We start from the raw sequence: 25,256 nt of genomic DNA, 5'->3' as shown, positions 1-25,256 counted from the left end.
TATCGGAATGAACTCGATAGGGTCCGCGCCATGACGGCTGCCGCCTCCCCGCCCCACCCCCTGGATGGGCCGATCCGCGAGCACAACGCGCAGTTGGCCGCCAGTGGTGTGAGCCTGCGGCTCGAGCGGCGCGGGGAGCGGTTGGGCCTGCGCGGACCCCTGCCGTGCCGGCAAGGGGGATCCGCCCTGCGAGTGCAGCGCATCAGCCTGGGGTTGACGGCAGATCCGGAGGGCCTCGAGCAGGCCCGCCAGGCCCTGCGGCGGGTGATGCAGCAACTGCAGCAGCAGACCTTTGCCTGGAGCCAGTGGGGTGGCTCCGTGTCGGCGTCAGCTGGTGCAGCCTCCCCTTCAAGCCCTCGGCGCGCAGCGGGCGCGGATGCAGCCGCTGCAGTGGAGCGCTACGAACACCAGTTCTTCACGGATCCTCGCCGCCGCCGCAACCCCGCCGGTTGCCGCACCACCTGGACCAGCGCCTATTTGCCCTACCTACGCCGGCTGCGCCAACAGGCCGCCAGCCAGGCACGTCCTCTCAATACGCAGCTGCTGGAGGCGGTGCTCGAGAGCTATCCCCTGGCCAGCCGCGGCCGCCAGCAGTGCGGCACGGCCCTGGCGGCCCTGGCCCGCGCCGAGCAGATCGAGCTTCCTGCCGATTGGGCCGACCGCGCCGGGGGCTATGGCCTGCACGCCGCTCAGTTCCGCCAGCTGCCCAGCGATCCCCAGATCCTCGATTGGATCGAGCGCATCCCCAACCCCGGCTGGCGCTTGGCCTACGGCCTGATGGCCACCTACGGCCTGCGCAACCATGAGGTGTTCTTCACCGACCTCTCTGCCCTCGCGCCGGGCGGCGATCGCGTGATCCGGGTGCTGCCTACCAGCAAAACCGGTGAGCATCAGGTGTGGCCGTTTCAACCCGAATGGGTGGAGCGTTTTGAGCTGTTCCGCCTGGGGGAAGCCCGCAGCCTGCTGCCGCCGGTCTGCACCGACCTGCGCCGCACCACGCTCCAGCAGGTGGGCCGCCGGGTGGCTGAGCAGTTCCGCCGTTACGACCTGCCCCTCACCCCCTACGACCTGCGCCATGCCTGGGCGGTGCGCACCATCCATATCGGTCTTCCCGACACCGTGGCGGCCCGGATGATGGGGCACTCCGTGGCGATCCACACCCGCACCTATCACCACTGGATCACCCGCCGCGATCAGCAGCAAGCGGTGGATACAGCCCTGGCCCGGGCCCGCTCCGCCGCTTGAGCGCAGCAGCCTGAGCGCAGCATTGCCAAAGTGAGCACACCTGAAGGCTCGCCGTGGCATCTGATCAGCTCGATCCCGTGCAGTTGGATCAGGCGGCGGCGGAGCTCGGCATGGGCGGGAAGCTGGCGCCTGAGGCCAGTGCCGATGCCTACCGCCGCCGGATGGAACGCCGCAAGGAGGTGCAGCAGCAGCGGGTGGGTGAACGCAACCTGGAAAAGGGGCTGGTGCTGGTGTTCACCGGCGATGGCAAGGGGAAAACCACAGCGGCCCTGGGCCTGGTGCTGCGCACCCTGGGCCATGGCGAACAGGTGGCTGTGGTGCAGTTCATCAAGGGGGGCTGGCAGCCGGGTGAGGCGAAAGCCCTTGAGCTCTTTGGTGATGCTCTGCACTGGCATGCCCTCGGGGAGGGGTTCACCTGGGAAACCCAAGACCGTGACCGCGACCGCGAGCTGGTGCAGCAGGCCTGGCAGCGCTCCCTCCTCTATCTGGCTGATGGCGAGCGCAAGTTGGTGGTGCTCGATGAGGTGAATGTGGCTCTCAAGCTGGGCTACCTCGAGCTCGATCAGGTGCTGGAGGGTCTGGCACTGCGGCCGGAGCTCACCCACGTGGCTCTCACCGGCCGTGGTGCTCCGGCGGGTCTGCTGGAGCGTGCCGACTTGGTGACCGAGATGAAACTGCTGCGCCACCCCTTCCGCGAGCAGGGGGTGAAAGCGCAGGCCGGTATCGAGTTCTGAGGCGCGGCAGCCTCAGTTGGTTTGGTGCTCCTGCAGCAGCGCCAGGCTGCTGAGAAGAACTGAGAGGCCGCTCACCAGCAGGGCCCGATGCACCATCGGCTCACGCCAGCCACCGGGTTCGGCCACCAGCTGCTCCACCGCAGAGAGGGTGAGCCGTGCCATCACCCCGGAGCTGCGTGGCTGCTGGGGATGGATGGGTGAAGCGCCTGCCATGGGCGGGAAGCCGTTGCCCTATCGAAGCGCCAGTGGCCTGGCTCGGCAAGGGATCTCACGCTTGCTACTGTTCGGCCAACTGACGTGCAAGCGCGAACGGATGGCCTATCAGCGCGTGTTGCTCAAGCTCAGTGGTGAAGCCCTGATGGGCGAACAGGGCTACGGCATCGATCCGGCCATCGTGAATGCCATCGCCAAAGACGTGGCGGCGGTGATGGCCGATGGCACCCAACTGGCCATCGTGGTGGGCGGCGGCAATATCTTCCGCGGCCTCAAGGGTTCGGCTGCTGGCATGGATCGCGCCACGGCCGACTACGTGGGCATGCTCGCCACGGTGATGAATGCCATCACTCTCCAAGACGGCCTTGAGCGCGCCGGCATCCCCACCCGCGTGCAAAGCGCTATCTCGATGCAGGAGGTGGCGGAGCCCTACATCCGCCGCCGTGCCATTCGCCACATGGAGAAAGGGCGGGTGGTGATCTTCGCCGCCGGCACTGGTAATCCCTTCTTCACCACCGACACCACCGCAGCCCTGCGTGCCGCCGAAATCGGGGCTGATGTGGTGTTCAAAGCCACCAAGGTGGATGGTGTCTACGACAAAGACCCCAACAAGCACGCCGACGCTGTCCGCTACGAGAGCCTGTCCTTCCTCGATGTGCTCAGCGGCGAGCTGGAGGTGATGGACAGCACCGCCATCGCCCTCTGCAAGGACAACGCCATCCCCATCGTGGTGTTTGATCTGTTTGGCGCCGGCAACATCGGCCGGGCGGTGCGTGGCGAGCCGATCGGCACCAGCATCCTTCCTTCGGCCTGAGCCTTTTTCTCTCCGTCAGCTCCCACCTTCAGCTCCCATGGAACTCGAAGCCAGCATGCGCAAGTCGGTGGATTCCACCCAGCGCACCTTCAACACCATCCGCACCGGCCGGGCCAATGCCTCCCTGCTCGACAAGATCCAGGTGGAGTACTACGGCGCCGATACGCCCCTGAAATCGCTGGCCACCATCAGCACGCCCGATTCCTCAACGATTCAGCTGCAGCCCTTTGATGCCAGCTCGCTGTCGTTGATTGAGAAAGCGATTTCGATGAGCGATCTGGGCCTCACCTGCAACAACGACGGCAAGGTGATCCGCATCAACATTCCCCCCCTCACCGAGGATCGCCGGAAGGATCTCTGCAAGCTCGCCGCCAAGTACGCCGAAGAGGGCAAGGTGGCGCTGCGCAACATTCGCCGCGATGCCATCGACAAGGTGAAGAAGCAGGAGAAAGAAGGCGAGTTCTCGGAAGATCAGAGCCGCGACGAACAGGACAAGGTGCAGAAGCTCACCGATAAGTTCATCGCTGAGATCGAGAAGCTGCTGGCTGAGAAGGAAGCCGACATCCTCAAGGTGTGAGCGCAGCTCAGCTGTTTGATGTGATCGTGGTCGGTGCTGGTGCCGCAGGCGCCGCATCGGCCTATCACCTGGCGGCCCGTGGCCATCGGGTGCTGATCCTGGAGGCCCAATCCATGCCCCGCCGCAAACCCTGTGGTGGCGGGATGGCGGCGTCGGTGCAGCGCTGGTTCCCCTTTGATCTCAGCCCGGCGGTGGATCAGGTGATTGAGCAGGTGCGCTTCACCTGGTGCCTCGAGGATCCGGTGACGGCCGTGCTGCCCGGCGATGCACCGTTCTGGATTGTGCAGCGCTCTCGCCTTGATCAATTCATCACGCAACAGGCCGTTGCCGCCGGCGCTGAACTGCTCGATGGCGCTCCCGCAGAGACGATCAGTCGGGACGGCGACCATTGGTGTGTGGATGTCGCTGGTGACCGCTACCGCAGCCGTGCGGTGGTGGTGGCCGATGGCTCTAGCTCGCGTTTTGCAGGCCAGCTCAGCTTGGCTAATCCCCGCCCCCGCTTCGCCAGTGCCGTGGCGGTGGAGGTGGATACCCCGGTGGTTGAACCGAACACGGCTCGCTTTGAATTCGGCCTGGTGAAGCACGGCTTCTGCTGGGCCTTCCCTCGCCAGGGTGGTTACAGCATCGGCGTGGGCAGCTTCATCGGCAACAGCGCTGTGGATGCCGATGGCGTGCTGGCCCAGCTGCTGCCCAGCCTCGGGCTGAGCCCAGATGCCGGCACACGGGTTGCCTCACCACTGCGGGTGTGGGATGGCCACTACCCCCTGCATGCCACCGGCGGCGTGGTGGCGGTGGGTGATGCTGCTTCGCTCTGTGATCCCTTTCTGGCCGAAGGCTTGCGCCCAGCTCTGCTCAGTGGTGTGCGCAGCGCTGAAGCCCTCGATCGCTATCTGGCGGCAGACGATTCCCGCCAAGCGGATCAGGCGCTGCAGGGGTATAGCCAGACCATGCGCCAGCAATGGGGCGAATCGATGGCCTGGGGCCGTCGCATTGCCCAGGTGTTTTACCGGGTGCCGAAGGTGGGCTATCAGCTCGGCATCAAGCGACCCACCGCTCCCCAGCGCATTGCCCAGATCCTCTCCGGCGAGATGGGCTACGGCGATATCGCCCAGCGGGTGATTAAGCGCCTGCTGTTCCAGCGCGGCTAACTGAAGCGGGTGCAGTCCTTGAGTTGCCGCAGGCGCTTGTCAATCGAACCGAGCAGTTCGATGGCAAACATCGGTGATTCCTGAACGGCGAACAGGAATTTTTCGCGGTTCATCACCAGCAGCTTGCAGGGGCTGAGGGCCTTGGCATTGCCGTAACGCCGGTGCTCCGGTGTCACCAAGGCGCCCGCTCCGAACACATCACCCGCCTGGATGATTTCCTGGCTGCTCTCATCGTTCCAGCTCAGTTCCACACTGCCTTCAAGCACACCGAACATGCAGTCGCCGGTTTCACCGGAACTGAAGATCGGTTCACCGGCGGCAACATCCAGCACCTCGCCCTGGCTCGCCAGGGCACGCATGGTGTCGAGAGCGTTCAACGCAGGCACACAAACAGTGCCACCAGTGTGGAGCAGGAAGGTTAAGAACCGCTGATGGCCAGGGCGGCTCCGAGGCCGCCGCGTACATCGGCGGGCATCAGCCGACCGTCATGGTCGGTGTCGAGGGCGTCGAACACCGCATCGCTGCCGAGCCACTCTTCACGGGTGATGCAGCCGTCGCCGTCGAGATCATTCAGCAGGAAGATCTCCTGGGCGGCGTGCTGGAAAGCGCTGGCTCCCTCGAGTTCACCGAGGCGATGGGCCAGCTGGGCCTCGAGCGTTTCGATGGCGCGAGAGAAGCCGGTGATGCCCTCCTGCAGTTTTTCGGTCGCCATCGGATCCTTGTGCATCATCGCCTCGAAACCCTGGCGATCAAGGTGCAGTTGCTCCTCGGTGGGGCCGGGATTGAAGGCGTTGAGCTTGCGGGTGAGTTCCCCTTCGCTATGTCGGAGCTGATCCAGCAGTTTGGGGGAGATGGTGAGCAGATCGCAGCCCGCCAGCTCGATGATTTCATCGACGTTGCGGAAGCTCGCACCCATCACCTCGGTTTTGTAGCCGTAGGTTTTGAAGTAGTTGAAGATCTGCGTCACCGAAACCACGCCGGGATCTTCCGGTCCGGGGTAGCTGTCGCGGCCGGTGCTCTTCTTGTACCAATCCAGGATGCGGCCCACGAAGGGAGAGATCAGCGTGACGCCCGCTTCGGCAGCAGCCACAGCCTGGGCGAAGCTGAACAGCAGGGTGAGGTTGCAGTGAATGCCCTCCTTCTCCAGCACTTCAGCCGCTTTGATTCCCTCCCAGGTGGAGGCGATCTTGATCAATACGCGATCGCGGCCGATGCCGACCTGGCGGTAAAGGCCGATCAGCTTGCGGGCTTTGGTGATTGTGGCTTCGGTATCGAAGCTGAGACGTGCATCCACTTCGGTGGACACCCGCCCGGGCACGATCTTCAGGATCTCGGTGCCGAAGGTGACGCAGATCTCATCGAGGGCCTCACGCACGACCTCTTCAGCCGGTGCTGCAGCACCGCACACTTCGCGGGATTGCTGCAGGGAGCGATCGATCAGGTTCTGATAGGTGGGGATTTGTGCCGCCGCCAGGATCAACGAGGGGTTGGTGGTGGCGTCCCGCGGTGTGAACTGACGGATGGCGTCGATGTCACCGGTGTCGGCGACCACCACGGTCATGGCGGCCAGTTGATCAAGCAGGTTGGCCATGCAGGGGCCCGTGAGATGGGCTCAAGCTAGCCACGCGATCTGAGGAACAACCGCCTCTGTCATCAAGCGGTTACCCGTCTGTTCAGTCTTCAGCCGGCCACCGGCTTGCTGGGTGGGATCTTCTCAATCACCAGCAGCGATTCAATGATCTGGCGCGCCACGGGCACAGCCACCGTGGATCCGTAAGCATTGGCTCCTTTGGGTTCATCCACCACCACCAGCACCACATAGCGCGGGTCATTGATCGGGAGGTGGGCCACAAAGCTGGTGATCCGCGCCCCGGCGATGTACACCCCGTTTTCGGCTTTCTGGGCGGTGCCGGTTTTGCCGCCGATGCGGTGGCCTGGGATGTAGGTGCCTTTGCCGCTGCCCTTCTCCACCACGGTTTCCATCCAGTTCAACACCGTTTGGGCGATTTCCGGGCGGATCAATTGCAGGCCGTTGGCTGCCGGAGCCGGTGCCAGATCGTCGCCGGAGCGCAGGCCACGGGTGATGTGGGGGCTCACCAGCTTGCCGCCGTTGGAGAGCATGGCGTGCAGCTGCAGCAGCTTCAACGGCGTGAGGTTGAAGCCCTGGCCGAAGGCCGCTGTTGCCGGTTCGATCGGCTGGGTTCGGAACGTCTCCAGGCTCTTCAGCTGGCCGGCCACGGCTCCTGGGAGGTCGGTATCGGGCTTGGTGTCAATGCCCAGGGCGTGCAACCAGTTCCAGAACTTGGCGGGCTTCACACGCTGCATCGCCTTCACCATCGCCACGTTGCTCGACACCTGCAGCACCGTGGGGAAATCGATCACGCCGTTGCCTTTGCGGTCGTGGTTGAAGATCGGCCAGCCGCCGATGGTGAGTTGACCGTTGTCATTCACCTTGCCGGCTGGGTCGATGGCGTTTTCCTGCAGGGCGATGGCCAGGTTGATCGGTTTGAACGTCGACCCCGGTTCGTAGAGGTCTTGCACCGACCATTCGCGGAACAGGCCTGGCTTGAACTTCCAGAACTGATTTGGGTCGTAAGTGGGGGTGGAGGCCAGCGCCAGCAGTTCGCCATTGCGCACATCCATCACCAACGCCACACCGCGTTTGGCCTTCCATTGCTTCACCTGTTTGCTGAGCGCCATCTGGGCCACCTGCTGCAGCCGCGCATCGAGGGTGAGCTGTAGGCGCAGATCGTCGCCGTAGAGCACACCAGCCTTGAGTCCATCGGGTAAGGGCGTGCCATCGGCTCCGCGGCGGAGCTGACGGGTGGCTTCATGGCGACGCAGGTCGCTGTTGCGGCTCTGCTCGAGGCCGGCCTGGGGCACCCGCTCCAGGTTGAGGAAGCCCACCACGTTGGCGAAGAGGTTGCCCTGCGGGTACACCCGCTGGGGGTAGGGCTCGAGATCGATGCCGCTGATGCCGAGCTCACGTACCCGCTGCGCCGTTTCCGGATCCAGATCGGTGCTGAGCTTCACGCCCGATTTGCGGCCTTCCATGGTGCGCACCAGATCGGCCATGGGCAGGGCGAGCACGCTGGAGAGCTTGCGGGCCACATCCAGGGGGCTGCGCAGCTTGCCGATGTCGTCGCCGGGGAAGGCGAAGTAGCGGGGGTGCGCCCAGAGGGTGAAGCGCTCCTCATCGAGGGCCACGAGGCTGCCCTGGCGATCCACGATCGTGCGGCGCCGGCCCAGGGGGGTGATGGTTTGGGTTTGCACCGCCCGGGCGCGATCCAGCAGCTCGGGCCCCTGCACCACCTGCACCCAGGCCAGTCGCAGCGCCAGGCCACACAGGCCCGCGGCCATCAGCAGGTACACGGCCCAGAGGCGGCCTGCGGGCACAGGGCTCAGGGTTAAGACCCGCCGCTGGCGTCCACTGCTGCTGGTGCGGGGGGCGGGCCGGCGGTTGTCGAGGCGGTGAACCGCCATCAGTAGCCCGGAAGGATCTGACGGGTATTCACCTGGGCCAGCAGCGTGCGCAGGCGGGGCTGAGGGTTGGCCGCGGGCGGCTCGAGGTACACGAGTTTCTGGCTGGAGGTGGGTTCGAGCAGGGCCGGTTTGCGTGTCATGCCCAGGTGATGCTGCTCCAGCACGGCAGCCGATTCCTGCAGGCGGTGCTCAAGACGCTGCGCTGCTTCCAGCTTCTGGAAATTCTGGGTCCACTGCCCTTGCCAGTGCAGCGTGAGGCCACTCAGGCCCAGCACCGCCACCCCCAGGCCGATCAGGCTGCCATCGGCAATGCGATGCAGGTTGCCAAGCAGCGGCGATTGGCGATCAGCCTTCCGCGACGACAGCGACCCTTGGATCAGTTCCAGGGGCCGCGCGGTGGATCGCCGTTGACCCTCCTGGGTCTGTTGAAGCGGGGCGGCGACCACGGGTGCGCGGCAGAACTGCGCAAGTGAACCATGGGGCAGGCCCTCCAGCAAGGGGGCGATGACGCACTGAGACTCACCGCTGGGCCAGCTGCGGCCCCAGTTACCACCCCAGCACCACCAGGTTGGCGAAGGTGAGGCCGTTCCAGAGGGCGTGCATCAGCACGCAGCTGCCCAGGCGCCCGCTGCTCCAGCGCACCCAGCCGAGCCCGATCCCGAGCACCAGCAGGGGCAGCAGCTCACCAAGGCTGAGGTGCGCCACGGCAAACACCGCTCCACTGAGCAGGATGCCGCCAGCGGCCCCCAGCTTGCGCCCGGCCACCGGCAGCAGAGCGCCGCGGAAGATTGTTTCTTCAAACAAAGGCGCCAGCACAACTGCCGTGAAGCCGAAGCAAGCCAGGGCCGGCACGTTATGGCTATTGAGCACCAGCTCCAGCAGTGGATTGCTGCCGCCCGGATCGCCCCAGAGCTGGCCTTGCAGCCATCCCACCAGGCTCACCAGCGGCAGCACCATCAACAACCCCTTCAGCGCCTGGCGGACGTTCAAGCCCAGGGGGCTCCAGCGGAACTGCAGCCAGCCCGCTTCCCCTTTGCCCCGCAGCATCAGCGCCAGGATCAGCAAGGGGCCAGTCATCAGAGCCAGATAGAGGCTCACCACGCTGATCCCTTCCCGCAGCGGGCTGGTGACCTCCAGCTGTTGCAGCAGGCCGGCGATCAGGGGGCCCACGAGCAGCGGCGTGAGCAGCTCGCCGACCACCACGAAGCCGCCGGCGATCAACAGCACCGCATCCAGGCCGCTGAGCGAAGGGCCTTGCAGGGGTGGCACGTCAGCCGTCTTGCCGCGCCAGCGCTGCCAGAGCTCCCGCAGCAGGGTGCCACTGCCAACCACGAGCAACGCCACCGGCAGCACGCTGACGGCGATCAGCTGAAGAGCGGCTTGGCGGCTTGCCCCTGCAGCGCCGCAATCGGGTCCGGGGGCTAGGGCCTCACAGCTCCAGGTGCGCAGCAATCCTCCCGGGGGCAGGGCGCCGATCAAGGCGGCGTTTGGCACACCACCAGCCACTGGCTCCGGCTCAAGCAGAGCCCTGGCTACGTCGGCTTGGGGGCCGCTGCCGCTGGCCAGCTCCGCCAGCAGGGCATCAGAGGCCTGGCGTTGCCCCTGGCGGCGCAACAGCAGGGCCTGTTCCAGGAGCAGATCGGGATCGGGGGTGCGGCCCGCCTCGCGCGCCTCCTGGAGCTCATCGGCGATGGCTTGGCGCAGGGTTTCCGTGGGGTTCCGGCCGGCCAGCACGTTGCGCAGGGGGCCGCTCAGCTCGGGTTCGGCCAGCACCGCCAGTTCCAGCTGGCGGCGGTTGAGGTCGTTCCCCACCGAAGGCCTGCTGAGGCTGTCGATCAGGCCGTTGAGCCAGAGCAGCAGGCTGAGGGCCAGGCTCACCAGGGCCAAGGCCACCTTCCAGCCCGGAGCTGCCCCTTCCGGTCGGCCGCTGGGCCTGTTGGCTCCTGTCACCCTGCGCCTGCTCCCTGGTGCTGATCAGCGCAGCATCTCATCGTTTGGCGTTGGGCCGAAAGCCCACCAAATACGATGCCTTTTGCTCAATCCTGCGCCTGTGTCTCTCCGGATCCTGCTGGTTCGCCATGGGTTGAGCAGCTTCAACCTCGAGCACCGCATTCAGGGCCGCGACGATTTGTCGAGCCTCACCGAGGAGGGCGTGAAGCAGGCCCTGGCCACCGGTGAAGCCCTGAGGGATGTGCCGATCACGGCGGCCTACAGCTCCCCGCTGCGCCGTGCCCATGACACCGCCACGGCACTGCTCGCCGCCCATGGTGGTGGCCTGGAGCCCCAGCTCGACGACGATCTGATGGAGGTGGACCTCGCCCCCTGGAGCGGCTTGCTCAGCACGGATGTGCAGGAGCGTTTCCCCGAGGCTTACCACACCTGGAAGCAGCACCCCGAACAGTTGCAGCTCCAGCGCGGTGATGGCAGCAGCTATGCCCCGATCCCTGAGTTGATGGATCAGGCGCGGCGCTTTGTCGATCGCCTGCTCGCCCAGCACAGCCCCGCCAGCTCTTCAGCCCAGACCGTGCTGGTGGTGGGGCACAACGCGATCCTGCGTTGCCTGCTGCTCAGCCTGTTGGGCCTCGATGCCACTTGCTTCCGCCGCCTGCGCGTTGATAACGCCTCCCTCTCGGTACTCAACCTCAGCGCCGAGCCTGATGGCGGTGTGTCGGTGCAGATCGAGTCGCTCAACGGCACCACCCACCTCCACGGCGAGGTGTGCGGCGGACGCCTCCCCGCTAAAGGGGCCGGTCCGCGGCTGCTGCTGGTGCGCCATGGCGAAACCGACTGGAACCGCCAGGGCCGCTTCCAGGGCCAGATCGATATTCCCCTCAACGAGAACGGCCGCGCCCAGGCCGCTGCGGCCGGCGACTTCCTGCGCAAGGTGGCGTTCCAGAGGGCTTACACCAGCTCGATGTCGCGCCCGCGCCAAACGGCTGAAGGCATCCTCCGCCACCATCCCGGCGTTCCGCTCACCAGCGTGCGCGATCTGGTGGAAATCGGCCACGGTGAATGGGAAGGCTGCCTGGAATCAGAGATCTCGCAGGGCTGGGGTGAGCTGCTGGCTGCCTGGAAGAGCGCCCCGGAAACCGTGCAGATGCCCGATGGCGAAACCATCCACGACGTGTGGGACCGCTCGCTGCGGGGCTGGAACACCATCGCTGCCAGCTTGCACAGCGATGAAACGGCTCTGGTGGTGGCCCACGACGCCGTGAACAAAACGATCCTCTGTGCCTTGCTGGGCCTCAGCCCGGGCGACATCTGGGCCGTTAAACAGGGCAATGGTGGCGTCACCGTGATCGACTACCCCCACGGGCCCGATCAGCCGCCGGTGGTGGTGTGTCTGAACCAGACGGCCCATCTTGGGGGTGTTCTGGATCGCACTGCCGCCGGCGCTCTATGACCTCCAAGCCCGAGCAGCCGTTGCTGCTGCACCAGGTTCAGCTGCTCGAGGCGGAGGGGGCTGAGCTGCGCCGCTGTGATGTGCTCATCCAGGCGGGGCGGATCGCCGCCATCGGTGCGGAAGCGGCCCAGCAGGCAGCGGCCTGTGAGGCGAGGGTGCTCGAGGCCCAGGAGTGGTTGCTGGCACCGCCTTTGGTGGATCCCCATTCCGAGCTGGAGGATCCAGCCACGGGATCCGCCGAAACCCTGGCTTCCCTGGAGCGTTCTGCCCTGGCCGCCGGTTACGGCACCGTGGCACTGCTGCCGCGGGCCTACAGCTGGCGTGATCGCCCTGAACGCTTGCAGGGGCTGGTGCCCCTCGGGCGGCTCCAACTGCTGCTCTGGGGCAGCTTCAGCCATCGCGCCGGGGGTACGGAGCTTGCGGCCCATGCCGATCAGCTGGCTGCCGGAGCGATCGGCCTGGCCGAAGCCGATCAGATCCCCCCTTTGGCGCTGCTGGAGCGTGGCTTCACCCTGGCGGAATGCGGCCGTGCGCCGCTGCTGCTGGCTCCCCGAGATCCCAGCCTCAGCCAGGGGGGCTTCGTGCGCGAAGGGGTTGAAGCGCTGCGCGCCGGCTGGCCCACCGATCCCTGCATCAGCGAAACCCTGCCGCTGCAGAGCCTGCTGGCCATGGCCCAGCGCCATCCAGCACGGCGCCTGCAGCTGATGAATCTCTCCACGGCAGAGGGCGTGGCTCTGTTGCGGGAGCTGCCGGAGCACCAGCGGCCCGAAGCCACGGTGTGCTGGTGGCACCTGCTGGCGGACAGCGGCAGCCTCGATCCGATCGCGGAGGGCTGGCGCGTGGTGCCGCCCCTCGGCACTCCCAACGACCGCCGGGCGTTGCAGCAGGCCCTGGCCGATGGCGTGATCACGGCCGTGGCCGTGCACCACCAGGCGCTCGATGCCGAGGAGCAGCTGCTGCCGCTGGATCAGCGCAAGCCAGGGGTGGCGGGCCATCGCAGCGTGTTGCCTGGCCTCTGGCAGGAGCTCGTGGTGCAGCGTGGCTGGACTGCTGCCCAGCTCTGGAGGGTGCTGTGTTTTGCTCCGGCTCGATTGCTGGGGCTTGAGCCCCCCAGCCTCAGCCTGGGCAGCGACCAATGGGTGCTGTTCGATCCAAACCGCCAGTGGATCCCCACGGACGACCCCTGGGGACCACTGGCCGCCAATCAACCGGGAGCGGCCGGCCCCCTCACGGGGCAGGTGCTGGCCAGTGGGCTCATCCCTGAGCTGGAGCGCTGGAAGGCTTCTGCGGTTTAAGCGGGTCGTTGCTCTTCAAATCGCCGGCGGTGCCCAGCGGCCAGAAGCGCCAGAAGGCCCGGCCGATGATCTCCGTTTCCGGTAGGAAGGCCCCCCCGGGCCAGTAGCGGCCATCCCAGCTGTTGGCGCGGTTATCGCCCAGCACCAGCACGTGGCCCGGGGGCACCGTGGCATTGAGGGTGCGGCAGAGGCTCATGCCCTGCTCGTCCACCGCGCAGTAGTTGCTCACATAGGGCTCCTTGAGCCGCTGGCCGTTCACCGTTACTTCACCGCGCGGGTTGATCACCACCCGGTCGCCGGCCACGGCCACCACGCGTTTGATGTAGGCGTCGCAGGCTGGCTCCTGCAGGCCCGGCACCAGGTTCACCAGCGGCAAATTCACCAGCAGGCAGCGCAGCGGGCCCGCCTGGTGGTTGGCCTTGAGTACCGGGTCGAAATGGTGTGGCGCGTGAAACACCACGATCTCGCCCCGCTGGGGAGCACGGCTGCGGTAGCTCAGCTTTTCCACCAGCAGCCGATCCTGCAGCTGCAGCCCCGGCAGCATCGAACCCGATGGGATGTAGCGCGCCTCAATCACGGTCTGACGGACGCCGAGCGCCACGCCCAGGGTGATCAGCACACCACGCCAGAACACCCAGGGACTTTCCTGTGGCGTGCTGGGTTCCTGGCCTGCCTGCGATTCGGGCGCGTCTTGATCGGTGCTGGACAAGGGCTGGTGCTGCCGGATGCAGGTGCAAGTGAGGCAGATTAGGGCCGTTGCCTGGCCTTGAGATGGTTCGTCCGCGTTGGTTGTCGGCCCAGAGGGTCACGGCCTCGCGGCTCTGGCGCCACTGGGATCGGGCCGTGGCCTTATGGGCCGGGGCGAATCTGCTGCTGGTGCTGTTCGACATCACCTACATCCCCCTGCGCACCTTCTGGCTGCAGCGCAACCTCACGCCCCTGCCCCAGGTGCCCCTGGTGGTGCCGTTGCGCGTGCTGCCCGATCTCACCCCCCTCTACGACCCCGTGAAGGGGATCGAGCCCCACCGGGAAACGCAGGCCTATCTCGAGGCCTTCGCGCGGCTGGATCAGGCCCTGATCGCTGCTCCCGCCCCGGCACAAACCGCTGCTCAGCGCCAGCGCTTCGTGGCGCTCACCGAGGCGATGATCAACGAGAACCCGTTTGCAGCCTCGGGCAACAGCGGCACCCTCGAGAAGATCAAGAACCGCCTGCGTCAGCGTGCGGCCGATGACAGCGCCAAGCAGGCCGCCGCCCGGCTGCTGAGCGATGGCTGGCTGAGCCAGCGCAGTTGGGCCCAGGAGCGGCGCTTCTGGCAGCAGCAGGTTCTGCCGCTGGTGGCCACCAGCTACTGGCGCTCCATCGATGAGAACGGTCGTCCCACCGACCATTTCTGGCGCATTGATCTGCTGCTCTTCCAGAGCGTCTTCGCCCTCGACATCCTGCTGCGCATGCTGCGCATGCGGCGCCGCTTCCCCGGTTTGAGCTGGCGCGATGCACTGCTGCGCCGCTGGATTGATCTACCGCTGCTGCTGCCCTTCTGGCGTTGGATGCGGGTGGTGCCGGTGGTGGAGCGCCTCAGCCAGGCCCAGCTGATCAATGTGGAGCCCCTGCGGGCCGCCGTGAGCCGAGCTGTGGTGTCGCTGCTGGCGCTGGAGCTGTTTGAGGTGCTGGCGTTGCAGCTGGTGGATGGCACCCAGTCGTTGGTGCGCTCCTCCCAGTGGCCCCGCTGGATTCGCAGCCTGCGCAGCCATCAGAGCGTCAGCGGTGCCGATGAGCAGCAGCTCGTGGATCTGGTGCGCCTGTGGGGGCCGATGGTGCTGGGGCAGGTCACGCCCCGGTTGGCTCCGGAGCTGCAGTCGCTGCTTGGCCATACCCTCCAACAACAGCTGCGCGACGTGCCCGGAGGGGGGATGGTGCCCGCTGGTGTGAGCCGCCAGCTGGCGGCTGGGGTAGTGGAGAGCCTGCTCGATCTCTCCCGTGGCACCGCCCAGCGCATTGCCCGCAGCGACGATCGTCAGAGTGAGCTGCTGCAGCAGGCGATTGATCGCTTCTGGGAGGAGCTGGCCGCGGCCCTGGAGCAGGCGGGCACGCTGGAGCGCAGCCAGGAGCTGCTCTGCGGGCTGTTGCAGCAGCTCAAGCTCAACTATGTGGCGCAGGTGAATCGCGCTGGCATTGATGCCCTGATGGATGAGCTCGATGAGCTCACATCAGAGCCGACTGCCACTCCTCCGGCTTGAACCCCACCAGGGCGGTGCCAGCGGCGGTGATGGCGAAGGGGCGCTTGATCAGCTTTCCGTCAGCCGCCAGGGCCGCTAAGGCTGCGGTGTCATCCATGGCGGCCACGGTGGCGCTGCCCAGGGCCCGATAGCTCTGGCCACTGGTGTTGAACAGCCGCTTACGCCCGAGTTGCGCAAAGGCGGTGCTGAGCTCCTCAAGGCTGGGGGGCTGCTCGGTGATGTTCACCAGTTCCAGGTTGCCCTCAGACACAGAAAAGCCCTGCTGGGCAAGCCATTGCAGGGCTTTGCGGCATGTGCCGCACTGGGGGTAGCTGTAGATCCGGAGCCGTTGGCTCACTTGCCGATCAGGCTCTTGAGGGCGCCCACCAGACTGTTGGAGCCTGCACCGGTGCCGGCTTGAGGGCGGGTGCGCACGGTGACATCCCCATTCACGCTCGTGCGGCAGCTGAGGCGGTAATTGGCGGGACGATCAGCCAGATACACCTGCTCCACGTCGCTGCGGGGGGAGAGGTTCTGCATGCCTTCCACCACTTCCACCACGCAGGTGCCGCACTGGCCCACACCACCGCAATTGTTGAGGTTGTTCAGGCCCTTGTAAGGATTGATGCCGGCATCGATGGCGGCCTTACGGAGGTTCGCTCCTTCGATGCATCCGACCTGCTGGCCTTCCTGTTCGAAACGGATGGTGGGCACGGTCGGACGGGGATCTTCGGCGCCGACAAACTTACCTGGCCGCAGCCGCTTTCTGCGTCACTTGTTGAGGGCTGACACCAAATGCCCTGTCGGCTTGGCTGCCTAGCATCGGGGTCCTGGCTGATATGCGGTGCAGTCCTCCGGCTACGAACGGCTTCAGAGCCAGGTGATCCCCGGGTACGGCAGCTTGGCGCGGCTCTCGGTGGCCCTGTTGGCCGCCTCGCCCGTGGCGGCAGAGCCGGGAGTTGATGTGTTGGTGGCTGGCTGCGGCACGGGTTCGGAGTTGCTGGAGGCGGTCGCCCAGCGGCCTGATTGGTGCCTCACCGCCCTGGATCCCAGCGCCGAGATGCTCCAGGAAGCGCGCCAACGGCTTGGCGATCAGGCGGCCATTCAGTGGCAGCAGTCCACCGTTGAAGCACTGGTTGATGCTCCCGGCATGGCGGGGCGTTTTGCCGGTGCGCTGTCGGTGCTGGTGTTGCAATCACTCCCCGATGACGGCAGCAAACTCGCCTTCCTCACGGCCCTGGCCCGCTGCCTGAAGCCGGGAGCCCAGTTGGTGCTGGTCGACCTGATGCAAACCAGCCTCCCCTCGCTGGAAGGGCAGCTGGATCAGGCCTGGCGTGGTTTTCAGCGGGCCAGCGGTCTGGAGTGCTCCCTTCAGGATGGGCTCCATCCGATCGGCCTGGCTCGGCTCACCAGCCTGGTGAATGCTGCTGGCTTCGGGGATCCGGCCCGCATCTTCCAGGCCTTGGGCTTTGAAGGTTTCCTGCTTCAGCGTCTCAGCTAACCCTGGCTGCGGCAATGCAGCGCTCCAGCAAGGCGGGCACGGCATCAGCATCGAGCCAGCCGGTGATTTCGATCACGCGGCCCTCCAGGTTTTTGTAGGTGCGGAAGAACTCCGCCACCTCTTCCAATTGGTTGGCCGCGATCTGACGAATGCTGCGGATCTCTCGCTGACGCGGGTCGGCTGCGGGTACACAGAGCAACTTCCCATCATGGGCGCCGCAGTCCACCATGTCGAGAATGCCGATCGGCCTGGCGGTGATCAGGCAGCCCGCAAAGGTTGGCTCATCCATGATCACCATGGCGTCGAGGGGGGCACCATCCTCGGCGAGGGTGTTGGGTACGAAGCCGTAATCAAACGGGTAACGCACCGAGGAATGCAACACCCGATCCAGCACCATCAGGCCGGCTTCGGTGTTGAACTCGTATTTATTGCGGCTGCCGGCTGGGATCTCCACCATCAGGTTCACCAGCCCGGGCGCCGGAGAGGCCTGCAGACTGCGCAAATCCATGGGCAGTGGCGGGGGAGGTGGCTGTGGGGGCCGGTCGGCGATCGCTGATCACAGTCGCCAGGGGCACCACAAGGGTAAAGAGGGCGACGACAACGCCGAACAGGGGCGCAGCCGTATGGAACAGGCTGCCGGAACTGTAGGGCGGACTGAAGGGCTCGTCGCTCGACTCAGAGGGCTGGTCGGAGGCTCGGGGAGGGGGTTCTGAAGCCATGCAGGCAGTTGGGGATGGCTGGCTAGCCGGTGTTGGCAGCGAGCCATGGACCCAACGGGTCGATTGCTAAGTCTTCTCAGCTTGACATTTCCACCCCTGCTGACAAGGGGGGAAAGCCGTTCAAGCAGCTGGCCGGGCTTGTTCGTGCTGATCGCGGCGGCTCTCTAGGGAGGTGGGGCGGCCCTCCGCTTCGCTCAGCAGGTTGCGGATGCTGCGCAGCTCGTCCAGGATCGAACTCAACAGTTGTTGCGTTGCCGTGGATGGCGAATTGAGAACCTCCACGGTGACTTCCTTGATCCGCAGCACGTCGCGGGCGAAGCGGGCCACCTCGTTGGGGTGAAACAGCAGCGCTTCTTTTTGGTCGCTGCGGTATTCGGGGTTGAGCTTGCGGGGGTTAAAGGGGGGATTGAGATTGCGCGGGTCGGTGTTGGTGTAGCGATACACCGAGGCGCGTGAGCGATTGAGGCAGCGCTGAACCTCGTCGATCCCAATCAGGTTCTCGTTCACCTTGCCAGCCGAACCAGCGGCCTCGGCGGTCGTGGTGAACTGTGCGCCTCCGCCCATTGCCGTCGAGACCGAATGGGCTTGCATGAGACGTGGATGCGACAGGTTGGACTTGCTGCGGAAGTTAGCAGAGTTTTCGCTGCCGAATTGGAATTCTTTCAGCTTTTGCCGGGCGCTTGTGTCGCTTCGGCAGCCGGTTATCGCCTGAGCTCGGTGGTAGCTTCCGGCCTCCTTCTCTGCTGAGCATCCCATGCGCGTCTCCCGCCTGATGCTGGTGACGCTGCGGGATGACCCCGCCGAAGCCGAGATCCCTTCCCACAAGCTGCTGTTGCGGGCCGGCTACATCCGCCGGGTGGGCAGCGGCATCTATGCCTACCTGCCCCTGCTCTGGAGGGTGCTCCAGAAAATCTCCGCCATCGTGCGTGAGGAGCTCAACGCCGCGGGCGCCCTCGAAACCCTGCTGCCCCAGCTGCAGCCTGCTGAGCTGTGGCAGCGCAGCGGTCGCTGGGCTGGCTACACCGCCGGCGAAGGAATCATGTTCCACCTGGAGGATCGTCAGGGCCGCGAGCTGGGCCTCGGCCCCACCCATGAAGAGGTGATCACGGCCCTGGCCGGCGATCTGCTGCGCTCCTACCGGCAGCTGCCGGTGAACCTCTACCAAATTCAGACCAAATTCCGCGATGAGATTCGGCCGCGCTTTGGTCTGATGCGGGGGCGCGAATTCATCATGAAGGATGCCTATTCCTTCCACGCCGATGAGGCCTGCCTGAAGCAGACCTACGCGGCGATGGATCAGGCCTACCGCCGCATCTTCAGCCGCTGCGGCCTGCGAGCCGTGGCGGTGGAGGCCGATAGCGGTGCGATCGGCGGCTCCGCCAGCCAGGAGTTCATGGTCACCGCCGATGCCGGCGAAGACCTGATCCTCGCCAGTGGCGATGGCCGTTATGCCGCCAACCAGGAGCGTGCGGTGTCGCTTCCGGCGGAGGCGGTGCCCCTGCCCGGTGGTGCGCGCGCCGCTGGCGCGGGTGAAGACCTCACCACCCCGGGCCAAACCGCGATCGACGATCTCTGCAGCGCCCATGGGTTTGATCCCACTCAAACGGTCAAGGTGCTGCTGCTGCTGGCACGGTTTGAAGACGGCTGCCTGCAGCCCCTGCTGGTGAGCCTGCGGGGCGATCAGCAGCTCAATGAGGTGAAGCTGGCGAATGCCGTAACGGCTCGCTGCAGCGCTGAACACGGCACCCTGCTCGACATCACACCCCTCACCGCAGAGGCGGTTGGCAAGGAGGGCCTGGCCCGGATTCCCTTTGGCTTCATGGGGCCTCACTTGGAGGATGCCGTGCTCCAGGGCGCCCGCAGTTGGCAGCCCCACTTCCTGCGCCTGGCGGATGCCACCGCGACGGCCCTCGAGAGCTTCGTGTGCGGCGCCAACAGCATCGATACCCACTGGGTGGGTGCCAGCTGGGGCGGTCTCTGCCCTGCACCCGAAAGCCTGGATCTGCGTGCCGCTCAACCGGGCGATCGCTGCCTGCACGATGCCAGCCAGCAGCTCGAAGCCAGCCGCGGCATCGAGGTGGGTCACATCTTTCAGTTAGGCCGTAAATACTCCGCCGCCCTTGAGGCCACCTTCACCAATGAAGCCGGCCAGGAAGAGCCCCTCTGGATGGGCTGCTACGGCATTGGTGTGTCGCGCTTGGCGCAAGCGGCCGTGGAGCAGCACCACGATGCCAATGGCATCTGCTGGCCCACCGCCATCGCGCCCTTTGAGGTGATCGTGGTGATTGCCAACGTGGCGGATGCTGCCCAGCGGGAGCTCGGTGAGCAGCTCTACGCCGAGTTCCAGGTCGCTGGCATGGATGTGCTGCTCGATGACCGCACCGAGCGCGCCGGTGTGAAATTCAAAGATGCCGATCTGCTGGGCATCCCCTGGCGTGTGGTTGTGGGGCGCGGTGCCGCTGATGGGAAGGTGGAACTCGTGCAGCGGGCCGGTGGTGAGCGCAGCGACCTGGCCGCTGCCGATGTGCTCGCTCAGCTGCAGGGGCAACTGGAGCGTGAACGAGGCGGGCTGGCCTTGGCCTGACGCCATAGGATCCGCCCAACCCTTGCAGGAACACCATGGCGGCTGGTTGGCGTCAACTCAAAGCAGCCGTCCTGGCGGTGTGTCTGTGCCTTTCGCTGATGCTCACCGCCTGCTCCGGCGGCGGGCCCCTCACGGGCAATTACGTGGAAGACACGGTGGCCGTGGCCGACACCTTGATCGCCACCATTGCCCTGCCCGCCGATGATCCCGGCCGCAGCGAGGCTGAAACCTCAGCCCGCGCCCTGATCAACGACTACATGGCCCGTTACCGGCCCCAGCCGAAGGTGAATGGACTCGCCTCGTTCACCACGATGCAGACCGCTCTGAATTCCCTGGCTGGTCACTACGCCAACTACCCCAACCGGCCGGTGCCCGATGCCCTGCGCGATCGCGTGTCCAAGGAGCTAAAAAAAGCGGAAACCGGGGTGGTTCGCGGCGCCTGAGCCTCGTCCATGGCAATCCGATCAGCGAGCGGCCGTCATGGCCGCTTTTTTTGTGTCAAGCAGCTGCATCTGCGCCTGAAACTTTGACGAAGGGCCGCTCGATCTGAGATCCTCTTTCTTTGTGCTTAGAAGCGGCTACGGGCCGCTGTGTCCTTGGCCAACGTCGTCGTCATCGGTGCGCAGTGGGGTGACGAGGGGAAGGGCAAGATCACCGATCTCCTCAGCCGCTCCGCCGATGTGGTGGTGCGTTATCAGGGCGGCGTGAACGCCGGCCACACCATCGTTGTGGACGACAAGGTGCTCAAGCTGCACCTGATCCCGTCTGGCATCCTTTACCCCGACACGGTTTGCCTGATTGGTTCAGGCACCGTGGTCGACCCCAAGGTGATGATCGGCGAGCTCGACATGCTCGCTGACAACGGCATTGCCGTGGATGGCCTGCGCCTGGCATCAACAGCCCACGTGACCATGCCCTACCACCGCCTGCTCGATCAGGCGATGGAGCAGCAGCGCGGCGATCGCCGCATTGGCACCACAGGTCGGGGGATTGGCCCCACCTATGCGGATAAATCGCAGCGCAACGGCATTCGCATCATCGACATCCTCGATGAGGAACGCCTGCGCGATCGTCTCGCCGGTCCGCTCGCCGAAAAGAACGAAACGCTTCAGAAGCTGTACGGCCTAGAGCCTCTCGATTTCGAGGCTGTGGTGGCTGAATACGTGGCCTACGGCCAGCGGTTGGCCCCCCACGTGGTGGATTGCACCCGGGCGATTCACGAGGCCGCCCGCGCTCGCCAAAACATCCTGTTCGAGGGCGCCCAGGGCACGCTGCTCGACCTCGACCACGGCACCTATCCCTACGTCACCTCCTCCAACCCCGTGAGCGGCGGCGCCTGCATCGGCGCTGGGGTGGGCCCCACCCTGATCGATCGGGTGATCGGCGTGGCCAAGGCCTACACCACTCGCGTGGGCGAAGGTCCCTTCCCCACCGAGCTGGAGGGCAGCCTCAACGACCACCTCTGCGATCGCGGTGGCGAATACGGCACCACCACCGGCCGCCGCCGCCGTTGCGGTTGGTTCGATGGTGTGATCGGCCGCTATGCGGTGGAAGTGAATGGTCTGGATTGCTTGGCCATCACCAAGCTCGACGTGCTCGACGAGCTGGATGAAATCCAGGTGTGCGTGGCCTACGAGCTCGATGGCCGCCGCATTGAGCACTTCCCCAGCTCCGCCGAGGATTTCGCCCGCTGTCAGCCCATCTTCGAAACCCTGCCCGGCTGGCAGACCTCCACGGCCGATTGCCGCACCCTTGAGGATCTGCCTCCCACGGCCATGAGCTACTTGCGCTTCCTGGCGGAGCTGATGGAAGTGCCGATTGCGATCGTGTCGCTCGGTGCTGATCGCGATCAAACGATCGTGGTGGAAGATCCGATCCACGGGCCCAAGCGGGCTCTGCTCAGCCGCTGATCACTGCCATGGCCCCCCATCACACCCTCGACGTTGTCGGCATCGGCAACGCCATCGTTGACGTGCTTGTGCATGCCGACGACGACCAGCTCGACAACCTCGAGCTCACCAAGGGCACGATGGCCCTGGTGGACGAGCAGCAGGCCGAGCGCCTCTACGCCAGCGTTGGTCCTGGCCTGGAAACCTCTGGCGGCTCCGCGGCCAACACCCTCGCTGGCATTGCCCAGCTCGGCGGCCGCGCCGGCTTCATCGGCCGGGTGCGTAACGATCAGTTGGGCAGCATTTTTGCCCACGACATCCGCTCGGTCGGGGCCCGCTTCGACACCCCCGCAGCAACCGATGGACCCTCCACGGCCCGCTGCCTGATCCTGGTCACCCCGGATGCCCAGCGCACGATGTGCACCTATCTGGGGGCATCCGTGGGGCTCGACCCCGGCGATCTCGATCTCGAGATGGTGGCTCAGGCCAAGGTGCTGTACCTCGAGGGCTATCTCTGGGACAGCGATGAGGCCAAGCGCGCGTTCATCGCTGCCGCTGAAGTGGCCCGTGCCCATGGCGCCGAAGTGGCCCTCAGCCTCTCGGATGCCTTCTGCGTGGAGCGTCACCGCGAGAGCTTCCAGGAGCTGGTGGATGGCCACGTCGACATCCTGTTTGCCAACGAGATGGAGATCACATCCCTCTACAAGGCCAACAGCTTCGAGGCGGCGGCTGAAGAGGTGCGCGGGCGTTGCCGCATCGCGGCTCTGACCCGCAGTGAACAGGGCTCGCTGATCCTCAACGGCAGCGGCACCCATGTGATCGAGCCCGTGAAGCTCGGCCCCCTGGTGGATACCACCGGTGCCGGTGATCTCTATGCCGCCGGCTTCCTGCATGGCCACACCCAGGGCCTGGATGTGGAAACCTGCGGCCGGCTCGGATCCCTCTGCGCTGGGCAGGTGGTGACCCAGCTCGGTCCACGGCCTCAGGTGGATTTGCGTCAGCTGATGGCGCAGCACTCGCTCATCCAGGCGGCGTAAGCCTCACCGGCCTGCGCCGACCACACCAGCCACTGGGGTGTGCTGTAGCTGTGCAGGCTGTGCACCGCTTCCTCCAGGGCCGCGCCGCAGGCCGGATGGCTTTTGATCAGGATCTGCACCTCGTCGCTCCGCTCGATCCGGCCCTGCCAGCGGTAGAGCGAGTGCACCGGCTTCAGCGCCACACAGGCTGCGAGCTCACGTTCCAACAGTGCTGTGGCCAGCTGTTCCGCCAGGGCCTGGTTGGCTTCGGTGGTGAGCGCCAGGATCGCGTTGTCGGCCATGGGGAACTCAAGGGTGTCCCAGCTTCTCCAGCAGCAAGGCCAGGGGCAACCCAGTGGCCGCCTGGGGGCGGCAGAGCAGCAGCAGTGGGAGCTGCAGCCGTTGGCAAACCTGCCGCCAGAGCCTTTCGCTGCGCCCTCCCCCCTGGCGGCAGAGCACGCGGGTGATGCCCCAGCGGCGGCAGAGCGCCTCTTCCAGATGGCCCTCTGCGCTGGCGCTCGGGCGCAGGCAGGCGATGTGATCGTCGGGTAGTCCGCAAGCCAGCGCTGCTTGCAGGCTCCCCGGTTGATCGAGCACCCGGGCGAAGTGCGTGCACTGGGGGGTGGCCGCCAGGGCCTGGGGCAGCTGGCGTGCCCCGATCGCCAGCAGCAGGCGTTCATCGCTGAGGGCCAGCATCTTCAGGTCTGCCAGGTGCTGCAACGGCTGCACCTGTGGATCGAACTGGGCCGAGCTCGAGTCGCGTCGATCCAATTGCAGCCAGGGCTGCTCACGTTGCGTACAGACCCTCTCCAGCCGTGCGCTGATCTGCAGCGCAAAAGGATGGGTGGCATCTACCAGCCAGAGGGGGCGAAGGTCCTGCAGCTGCTGCTCCAGTGCTGCGTCGCTCCCGATGGCACCCACCTGCAGATCCAGGTTGGGGTGCTGGCGGTAGGCCCGGGCGGCCGCTGCGGTGACCACGCTCACCCGCACACGCCAGCCGCGGTTCAGCAAGGTTGCTGCCAGGGGCGGCCCCTCCCCTGTGCCGGCAAAGAGCCAGATCCAGCCCCCAGCCGCCGCTGCCCCCTGGTGCAAACGCAGCTCGTGCATCAGGATGTGGCCCCTTGCCCGTGAACGCTGCCGTGAACCATTGCTTGCTGGAGGTGGAGGTGCTGGAGGCGCCCCAGGTGCGCTACACCCAGGACAACCAAACTCCGGTGGCGGAGATGGCGGTGCAGTTCGATGGGCTTCGCCCCGATGATCCGCCGGGCCAGCTGAAGGTGGTGGGCTGGGGCAGCCTCGCGCAGGACCTGCAGAACCGGGTGCAGGTGGGTCAGCGCCTGATGGTGGAGGGGCGCCTACGGATGAACACCGTGACCCGGCAAGACGGGGTGAAGGAAAAGCGCGCTGAATTCACCCTCTCGCGCCTGCATCCACTCGCGGGCGGCGGTGGTGGCTCGGCCATGGCCGCTGGTGCTCCCTCTGCCCCGATGGCCAGTCGCAGCTCCAGCCCGGCACCGGCTCGCGCCGCAGCGGCCCCGGCCCCAGCCGCGGCTCCGTCTGCGCCCCAGCCCCCGGCCTGGAATGCCTCTCCACTGGTGCCTGATCTGCCCGAAGGGGAAGACGAGATTCCGTTCTGAGGCTTCAGCCGTTGGCCGGCAGGTTCAGCTTCTCCTGGGCCTGCTCCAGCACCTGACCGAGTTCCCGCTCGAGTGCTGCTAGATCGAGCCGCAGCTCCGGCCAGCGACCGCCATCGATCTGTTGCAAAAGCCAGAGGCGATCAGCCCGCAGCTGCTCCACCAGCTCCGCAGCGGATGGTTCATAGCTGGACGGTTCGCCGGTGCTGCCCCCGCTGACCGAAGATGACGCCATGCTTTCCATCGCTTCCCCCGGCAGCCTAGTAACGATCGCCGGGGCCTCTCTCTCGGTGATCGGCTGGATCGGCTACGCCACCAGCAATCCCAACCTGAGCCTGCCCACGATCTTTTACGGGATCCCCATCCTGTTGGGGGGTCTGGCGCTCAAATCCTCTGAGCTCCCCCCGGCGCAGCTGATCGCGCCTTCCCCTGAGGCCATGGCCCTGCGCGATGCGCCAGCCAGCCAGACCCTGCGCAAGCTGGTGAAGGACGTCACCCGCTGGCGCTACGGCCAGAAGGCCCATCTGGAGAGCTCCCTGGAAGCACTCAAGCTCTGGGACGAGGAGGCCCCGCCCCAGCTGGAGAGCGTTACCGAACTGGCGGTGGATGGTCGCTACGGCCTCGCCATGCGCTTTCGCCTGGAAGGGGTTCCGTACGAGCGTTGGCAGCAGAAACAGGATCGCCTCGGCCGTTTCTTCGACAAAGGCCTCGAGGCACGCCTGAGCCAGCCCGCCAGCGGGGAGTTACTGCTGGAACTGCTGCCTGTACAGCCCGCCTGATCGCC

At 66.0% G+C, this 25,256-nt stretch carries 29 protein-coding genes; 15 read left to right on the top strand and 14 right to left on the bottom strand.

The window, feature by feature from the left end:
* Positions 1-30: 30 nt before the first annotated feature.
* Complete coding sequence (locus tag CB0101_RS04215) at positions 31-1,245, top strand: site-specific integrase (RefSeq protein WP_010307236.1); 1,215 nt, start codon at positions 31-33, stop codon at positions 1,243-1,245.
* Positions 1,246-1,355: 110 nt separating this feature from the next.
* Complete coding sequence (gene cobO / locus CB0101_RS04210) at positions 1,356-1,979, top strand: cob(I)yrinic acid a,c-diamide adenosyltransferase (RefSeq protein WP_050778760.1); 624 nt, start codon at positions 1,356-1,358, stop codon at positions 1,977-1,979.
* Positions 1,980-1,991: 12 nt separating this feature from the next.
* Here the strand turns inward: cobO and CB0101_RS04205 are convergent, their stop codons facing one another.
* Complete coding sequence (locus CB0101_RS04205; RefSeq protein ID WP_010307246.1) at positions 1,992-2,192, bottom strand: hypothetical protein; 201 nt, start codon at positions 2,190-2,192, stop codon at positions 1,992-1,994.
* Between the two features lie 100 nt (positions 2,193-2,292).
* Between CB0101_RS04205 and pyrH the strand changes: the two genes are divergently transcribed.
* Genes pyrH through CB0101_RS04190 form a run of 3 tightly spaced genes read left to right on the top strand, consistent with a single transcriptional unit; the run spans position 2,293 to position 4,731 of the window.
* On the top strand, positions 2,293-3,006 hold the full coding sequence (pyrH, locus tag CB0101_RS04200) for a UMP kinase (RefSeq protein WP_010307251.1): 714 nt from the start codon (positions 2,293-2,295) through the stop codon (positions 3,004-3,006).
* 37 nt (positions 3,007-3,043) lie between these two features.
* Entirely contained in the window at positions 3,044-3,583 is a 540-nt protein-coding gene (frr, locus tag CB0101_RS04195) for a ribosome recycling factor (protein WP_010307254.1), read from the top strand.
* Positions 3,580-4,731, top strand: a complete 1,152-nt coding sequence (locus tag CB0101_RS04190) for an NAD(P)/FAD-dependent oxidoreductase (protein ID WP_010307259.1) — start codon at positions 3,580-3,582, stop codon at positions 4,729-4,731. The genes frr and CB0101_RS04190 overlap by 4 nt, the downstream gene beginning before the upstream one ends.
* On the opposite strand, the gene CB0101_RS04185 is transcribed toward CB0101_RS04190, so the two are convergent.
* From CB0101_RS04185 to CB0101_RS04165, 5 genes are all read right to left on the bottom strand, one after another.
* Positions 4,728-5,108 carry a Crp/Fnr family transcriptional regulator gene (locus CB0101_RS04185; protein WP_029552898.1) on the bottom strand — a complete coding sequence of 127 codons (381 nt, stop codon included), beginning with the start codon at positions 5,106-5,108 and terminating at the stop codon, positions 4,728-4,730. The two genes, CB0101_RS04190 and CB0101_RS04185, sit on opposite strands and share 4 nt — an antisense overlap.
* 41 nt (positions 5,109-5,149) lie before the next feature.
* The gene (locus tag CB0101_RS04180; protein WP_010307265.1) at positions 5,150-6,322 is read right to left on the bottom strand and encodes a transaldolase; all 1,173 of its coding nucleotides are present in this window, start codon (positions 6,320-6,322) and stop codon (positions 5,150-5,152) included.
* 89 nt (positions 6,323-6,411) lie between these two features.
* Complete coding sequence (locus CB0101_RS04175) at positions 6,412-8,214, bottom strand: penicillin-binding protein 2 (protein WP_010307270.1); 1,803 nt, start codon at positions 8,212-8,214, stop codon at positions 6,412-6,414.
* Positions 8,214-8,660: a hypothetical protein gene (locus CB0101_RS04170; protein ID WP_043717376.1), complete on the bottom strand. Its 447-nt coding sequence runs from the start codon at positions 8,658-8,660 to the stop codon at positions 8,214-8,216. The genes CB0101_RS04175 and CB0101_RS04170 overlap by 1 nt, the downstream gene beginning before the upstream one ends.
* Positions 8,661-8,760: 100 nt before the next feature.
* A complete protein-coding gene (locus CB0101_RS04165) occupies positions 8,761-10,164 on the bottom strand; it encodes a CPBP family intramembrane glutamic endopeptidase (protein ID WP_136643964.1) in 1,404 nt (467 codons plus the stop codon).
* A gap of 100 nt (positions 10,165-10,264) precedes the next feature.
* Between CB0101_RS04165 and CB0101_RS04160 the strand changes: the two genes are divergently transcribed.
* Together CB0101_RS04160 and CB0101_RS04155 are read left to right on the top strand one after the other, a co-directional pair.
* Positions 10,265-11,617 (top strand): 2-carboxy-D-arabinitol-1-phosphatase, encoded by a 1,353-nt coding sequence (locus tag CB0101_RS04160; RefSeq protein WP_010307282.1) that lies wholly within the window; start codon positions 10,265-10,267, stop codon positions 11,615-11,617.
* The gene (locus CB0101_RS04155; protein WP_010307286.1) at positions 11,614-12,912 is read left to right on the top strand and encodes a dihydroorotase; all 1,299 of its coding nucleotides are present in this window, start codon (positions 11,614-11,616) and stop codon (positions 12,910-12,912) included. The genes CB0101_RS04160 and CB0101_RS04155 overlap by 4 nt, the downstream gene beginning before the upstream one ends.
* On the opposite strand, the gene lepB is transcribed toward CB0101_RS04155, so the two are convergent.
* Positions 12,872-13,621, bottom strand: coding sequence for a signal peptidase I (gene lepB / locus CB0101_RS04150; protein WP_010307290.1), 750 nt, complete (start codon positions 13,619-13,621; stop codon positions 12,872-12,874). The two genes, CB0101_RS04155 and lepB, sit on opposite strands and share 41 nt — an antisense overlap.
* 62 nt (positions 13,622-13,683) lie before the next feature.
* Between lepB and CB0101_RS04145 the strand changes: the two genes are divergently transcribed.
* On the top strand, positions 13,684-15,150 hold the full coding sequence (locus tag CB0101_RS04145; RefSeq protein WP_029552899.1) for a hypothetical protein: 1,467 nt from the start codon (positions 13,684-13,686) through the stop codon (positions 15,148-15,150).
* On the opposite strand, the gene CB0101_RS04140 is transcribed toward CB0101_RS04145, so the two are convergent.
* Together CB0101_RS04140 and CB0101_RS04135 are read right to left on the bottom strand one after the other, a co-directional pair.
* Positions 15,116-15,487, bottom strand: a complete 372-nt coding sequence (locus CB0101_RS04140) for a Spx/MgsR family RNA polymerase-binding regulatory protein (RefSeq protein WP_010307296.1) — start codon at positions 15,485-15,487, stop codon at positions 15,116-15,118. The two genes, CB0101_RS04145 and CB0101_RS04140, sit on opposite strands and share 35 nt — an antisense overlap.
* On the bottom strand, positions 15,484-15,843 hold the full coding sequence (locus CB0101_RS04135) for a 2Fe-2S iron-sulfur cluster-binding protein (protein WP_010307298.1): 360 nt from the start codon (positions 15,841-15,843) through the stop codon (positions 15,484-15,486). The genes CB0101_RS04140 and CB0101_RS04135 overlap by 4 nt, the downstream gene beginning before the upstream one ends.
* Positions 15,844-15,973: 130 nt before the next feature.
* Between CB0101_RS04135 and CB0101_RS04130 the strand changes: the two genes are divergently transcribed.
* Positions 15,974-16,630, top strand: coding sequence for a class I SAM-dependent methyltransferase (locus tag CB0101_RS04130; protein WP_136643963.1), 657 nt, complete (start codon positions 15,974-15,976; stop codon positions 16,628-16,630).
* Here CB0101_RS04130 and CB0101_RS04125 read toward each other — a convergent pair.
* The gene (locus CB0101_RS04125; protein WP_010307330.1) at positions 16,623-17,138 is read right to left on the bottom strand and encodes an inorganic diphosphatase; all 516 of its coding nucleotides are present in this window, start codon (positions 17,136-17,138) and stop codon (positions 16,623-16,625) included. The two genes, CB0101_RS04130 and CB0101_RS04125, sit on opposite strands and share 8 nt — an antisense overlap.
* 331 nt (positions 17,139-17,469) lie before the next feature.
* The gene (locus CB0101_RS04120) at positions 17,470-17,913 is read right to left on the bottom strand and encodes a hypothetical protein (RefSeq protein WP_010307333.1); all 444 of its coding nucleotides are present in this window, start codon (positions 17,911-17,913) and stop codon (positions 17,470-17,472) included.
* Between the two features lie 190 nt (positions 17,914-18,103).
* Here CB0101_RS04120 and CB0101_RS04115 point away from each other — a divergent pair, with 190 nt between their 5' ends.
* From CB0101_RS04115 to CB0101_RS04100, 4 genes are all read left to right on the top strand, one after another.
* On the top strand, positions 18,104-19,933 hold the full coding sequence (locus tag CB0101_RS04115; protein WP_010307336.1) for a proline--tRNA ligase: 1,830 nt from the start codon (positions 18,104-18,106) through the stop codon (positions 19,931-19,933).
* A gap of 35 nt (positions 19,934-19,968) precedes the next feature.
* Positions 19,969-20,376, top strand: coding sequence for a photosystem II protein Psb27 (gene psb27 / locus CB0101_RS04110; RefSeq protein WP_010307339.1), 408 nt, complete (start codon positions 19,969-19,971; stop codon positions 20,374-20,376).
* Positions 20,377-20,523: 147 nt separating this feature from the next.
* Positions 20,524-21,843, top strand: coding sequence for an adenylosuccinate synthase (locus CB0101_RS04105; RefSeq protein ID WP_210409963.1), 1,320 nt, complete (start codon positions 20,524-20,526; stop codon positions 21,841-21,843).
* An 8-nt stretch (positions 21,844-21,851) separates the two neighbouring features.
* Positions 21,852-22,859, top strand: a complete 1,008-nt coding sequence (locus CB0101_RS04100) for an adenosine kinase (RefSeq protein WP_010307344.1) — start codon at positions 21,852-21,854, stop codon at positions 22,857-22,859.
* On the opposite strand, the gene cutA is transcribed toward CB0101_RS04100, so the two are convergent.
* Together cutA and CB0101_RS04090 are read right to left on the bottom strand one after the other, a co-directional pair.
* A complete protein-coding gene (gene cutA, locus CB0101_RS04095) occupies positions 22,820-23,140 on the bottom strand; it encodes a divalent-cation tolerance protein CutA (RefSeq protein ID WP_010307347.1) in 321 nt (106 codons plus the stop codon). The genes CB0101_RS04100 and cutA overlap by 40 nt on opposite strands.
* 7 nt (positions 23,141-23,147) lie before the next feature.
* A complete protein-coding gene (locus CB0101_RS04090) occupies positions 23,148-23,945 on the bottom strand; it encodes a precorrin-6A/cobalt-precorrin-6A reductase (RefSeq protein ID WP_010307350.1) in 798 nt (265 codons plus the stop codon).
* 32 nt (positions 23,946-23,977) lie between these two features.
* Between CB0101_RS04090 and CB0101_RS04085 the strand changes: the two genes are divergently transcribed.
* Positions 23,978-24,475, top strand: coding sequence for a single-stranded DNA-binding protein (locus CB0101_RS04085; RefSeq protein ID WP_136644231.1), 498 nt, complete (start codon positions 23,978-23,980; stop codon positions 24,473-24,475).
* A gap of 4 nt (positions 24,476-24,479) precedes the next feature.
* Here the strand turns inward: CB0101_RS04085 and CB0101_RS04080 are convergent, their stop codons facing one another.
* Positions 24,480-24,716: a hypothetical protein gene (locus CB0101_RS04080; RefSeq protein WP_010307368.1), complete on the bottom strand. Its 237-nt coding sequence runs from the start codon at positions 24,714-24,716 to the stop codon at positions 24,480-24,482.
* On the opposite strand from CB0101_RS04080, the gene CB0101_RS04075 reads away from it, so the two are divergent.
* The gene (locus CB0101_RS04075; protein WP_010307370.1) at positions 24,706-25,251 is read left to right on the top strand and encodes a DUF2854 domain-containing protein; all 546 of its coding nucleotides are present in this window, start codon (positions 24,706-24,708) and stop codon (positions 25,249-25,251) included. The two genes, CB0101_RS04080 and CB0101_RS04075, sit on opposite strands and share 11 nt — an antisense overlap.
* The last annotated feature ends 5 nt before the right edge of the window (positions 25,252-25,256 follow it).

It is taken from the genome of Synechococcus sp. CB0101 (genome assembly GCF_000179235.2).
Lineage (GTDB): Bacteria > Cyanobacteriota > Cyanobacteriia > PCC-6307 > Cyanobiaceae > Vulcanococcus.
Note: the sequence above shows the minus strand (reverse complement) of the source record. Positions and strands in the feature narration are given on the sequence as shown.

Bases quoted from the DNA above. Each gene is read 5' to 3' on its own strand.
- cobO (WP_050778760.1), top strand. From the start codon at position 1,356: ATGGGCGGGAAGCTGGCGCCTGAGGCCAGTGCCGATGCCTACCGCCGC.
- CB0101_RS04125 (WP_010307330.1), bottom strand. From the start codon at position 17,138: ATGGATTTGCGCAGTCTGCAGGCCTCTCCGGCGCCCGGGCTGGTGAAC.
- psb27 (WP_010307339.1), top strand. From the start codon at position 19,969: ATGGCGGCTGGTTGGCGTCAACTCAAAGCAGCCGTCCTGGCGGTGTGT.
- CB0101_RS04145 (WP_029552899.1), top strand. From the start codon at position 13,684: ATGGTTCGTCCGCGTTGGTTGTCGGCCCAGAGGGTCACGGCCTCGCGG.
- CB0101_RS04180 (WP_010307265.1), bottom strand. From the start codon at position 6,322: ATGGCCAACCTGCTTGATCAACTGGCCGCCATGACCGTGGTGGTCGCC.
- CB0101_RS04120 (WP_010307333.1), bottom strand. From the start codon at position 17,913: ATGGGCGGAGGCGCACAGTTCACCACGACCGCCGAGGCCGCTGGTTCG.
- CB0101_RS04075 (WP_010307370.1), top strand. From the start codon at position 24,706: ATGCTTTCCATCGCTTCCCCCGGCAGCCTAGTAACGATCGCCGGGGCC.
- CB0101_RS04215 (WP_010307236.1), top strand. From the start codon at position 31: ATGACGGCTGCCGCCTCCCCGCCCCACCCCCTGGATGGGCCGATCCGC.
- CB0101_RS04205 (WP_010307246.1), bottom strand. From the start codon at position 2,192: ATGGCAGGCGCTTCACCCATCCATCCCCAGCAGCCACGCAGCTCCGGG.
- cutA (WP_010307347.1), bottom strand. From the start codon at position 23,140: ATGGCCGACAACGCGATCCTGGCGCTCACCACCGAAGCCAACCAGGCC.
- CB0101_RS04175 (WP_010307270.1), bottom strand. From the start codon at position 8,214: ATGGCGGTTCACCGCCTCGACAACCGCCGGCCCGCCCCCCGCACCAGC.
- CB0101_RS04090 (WP_010307350.1), bottom strand. From the start codon at position 23,945: ATGCACGAGCTGCGTTTGCACCAGGGGGCAGCGGCGGCTGGGGGCTGG.
- pyrH (WP_010307251.1), top strand. From the start codon at position 2,293: ATGGCCTATCAGCGCGTGTTGCTCAAGCTCAGTGGTGAAGCCCTGATG.
- CB0101_RS04115 (WP_010307336.1), top strand. From the start codon at position 18,104: ATGCGCGTCTCCCGCCTGATGCTGGTGACGCTGCGGGATGACCCCGCC.
- frr (WP_010307254.1), top strand. From the start codon at position 3,044: ATGGAACTCGAAGCCAGCATGCGCAAGTCGGTGGATTCCACCCAGCGC.
- CB0101_RS04155 (WP_010307286.1), top strand. From the start codon at position 11,614: ATGACCTCCAAGCCCGAGCAGCCGTTGCTGCTGCACCAGGTTCAGCTG.
- CB0101_RS04080 (WP_010307368.1), bottom strand. From the start codon at position 24,716: ATGGAAAGCATGGCGTCATCTTCGGTCAGCGGGGGCAGCACCGGCGAA.
- CB0101_RS04100 (WP_010307344.1), top strand. From the start codon at position 21,852: ATGGCCCCCCATCACACCCTCGACGTTGTCGGCATCGGCAACGCCATC.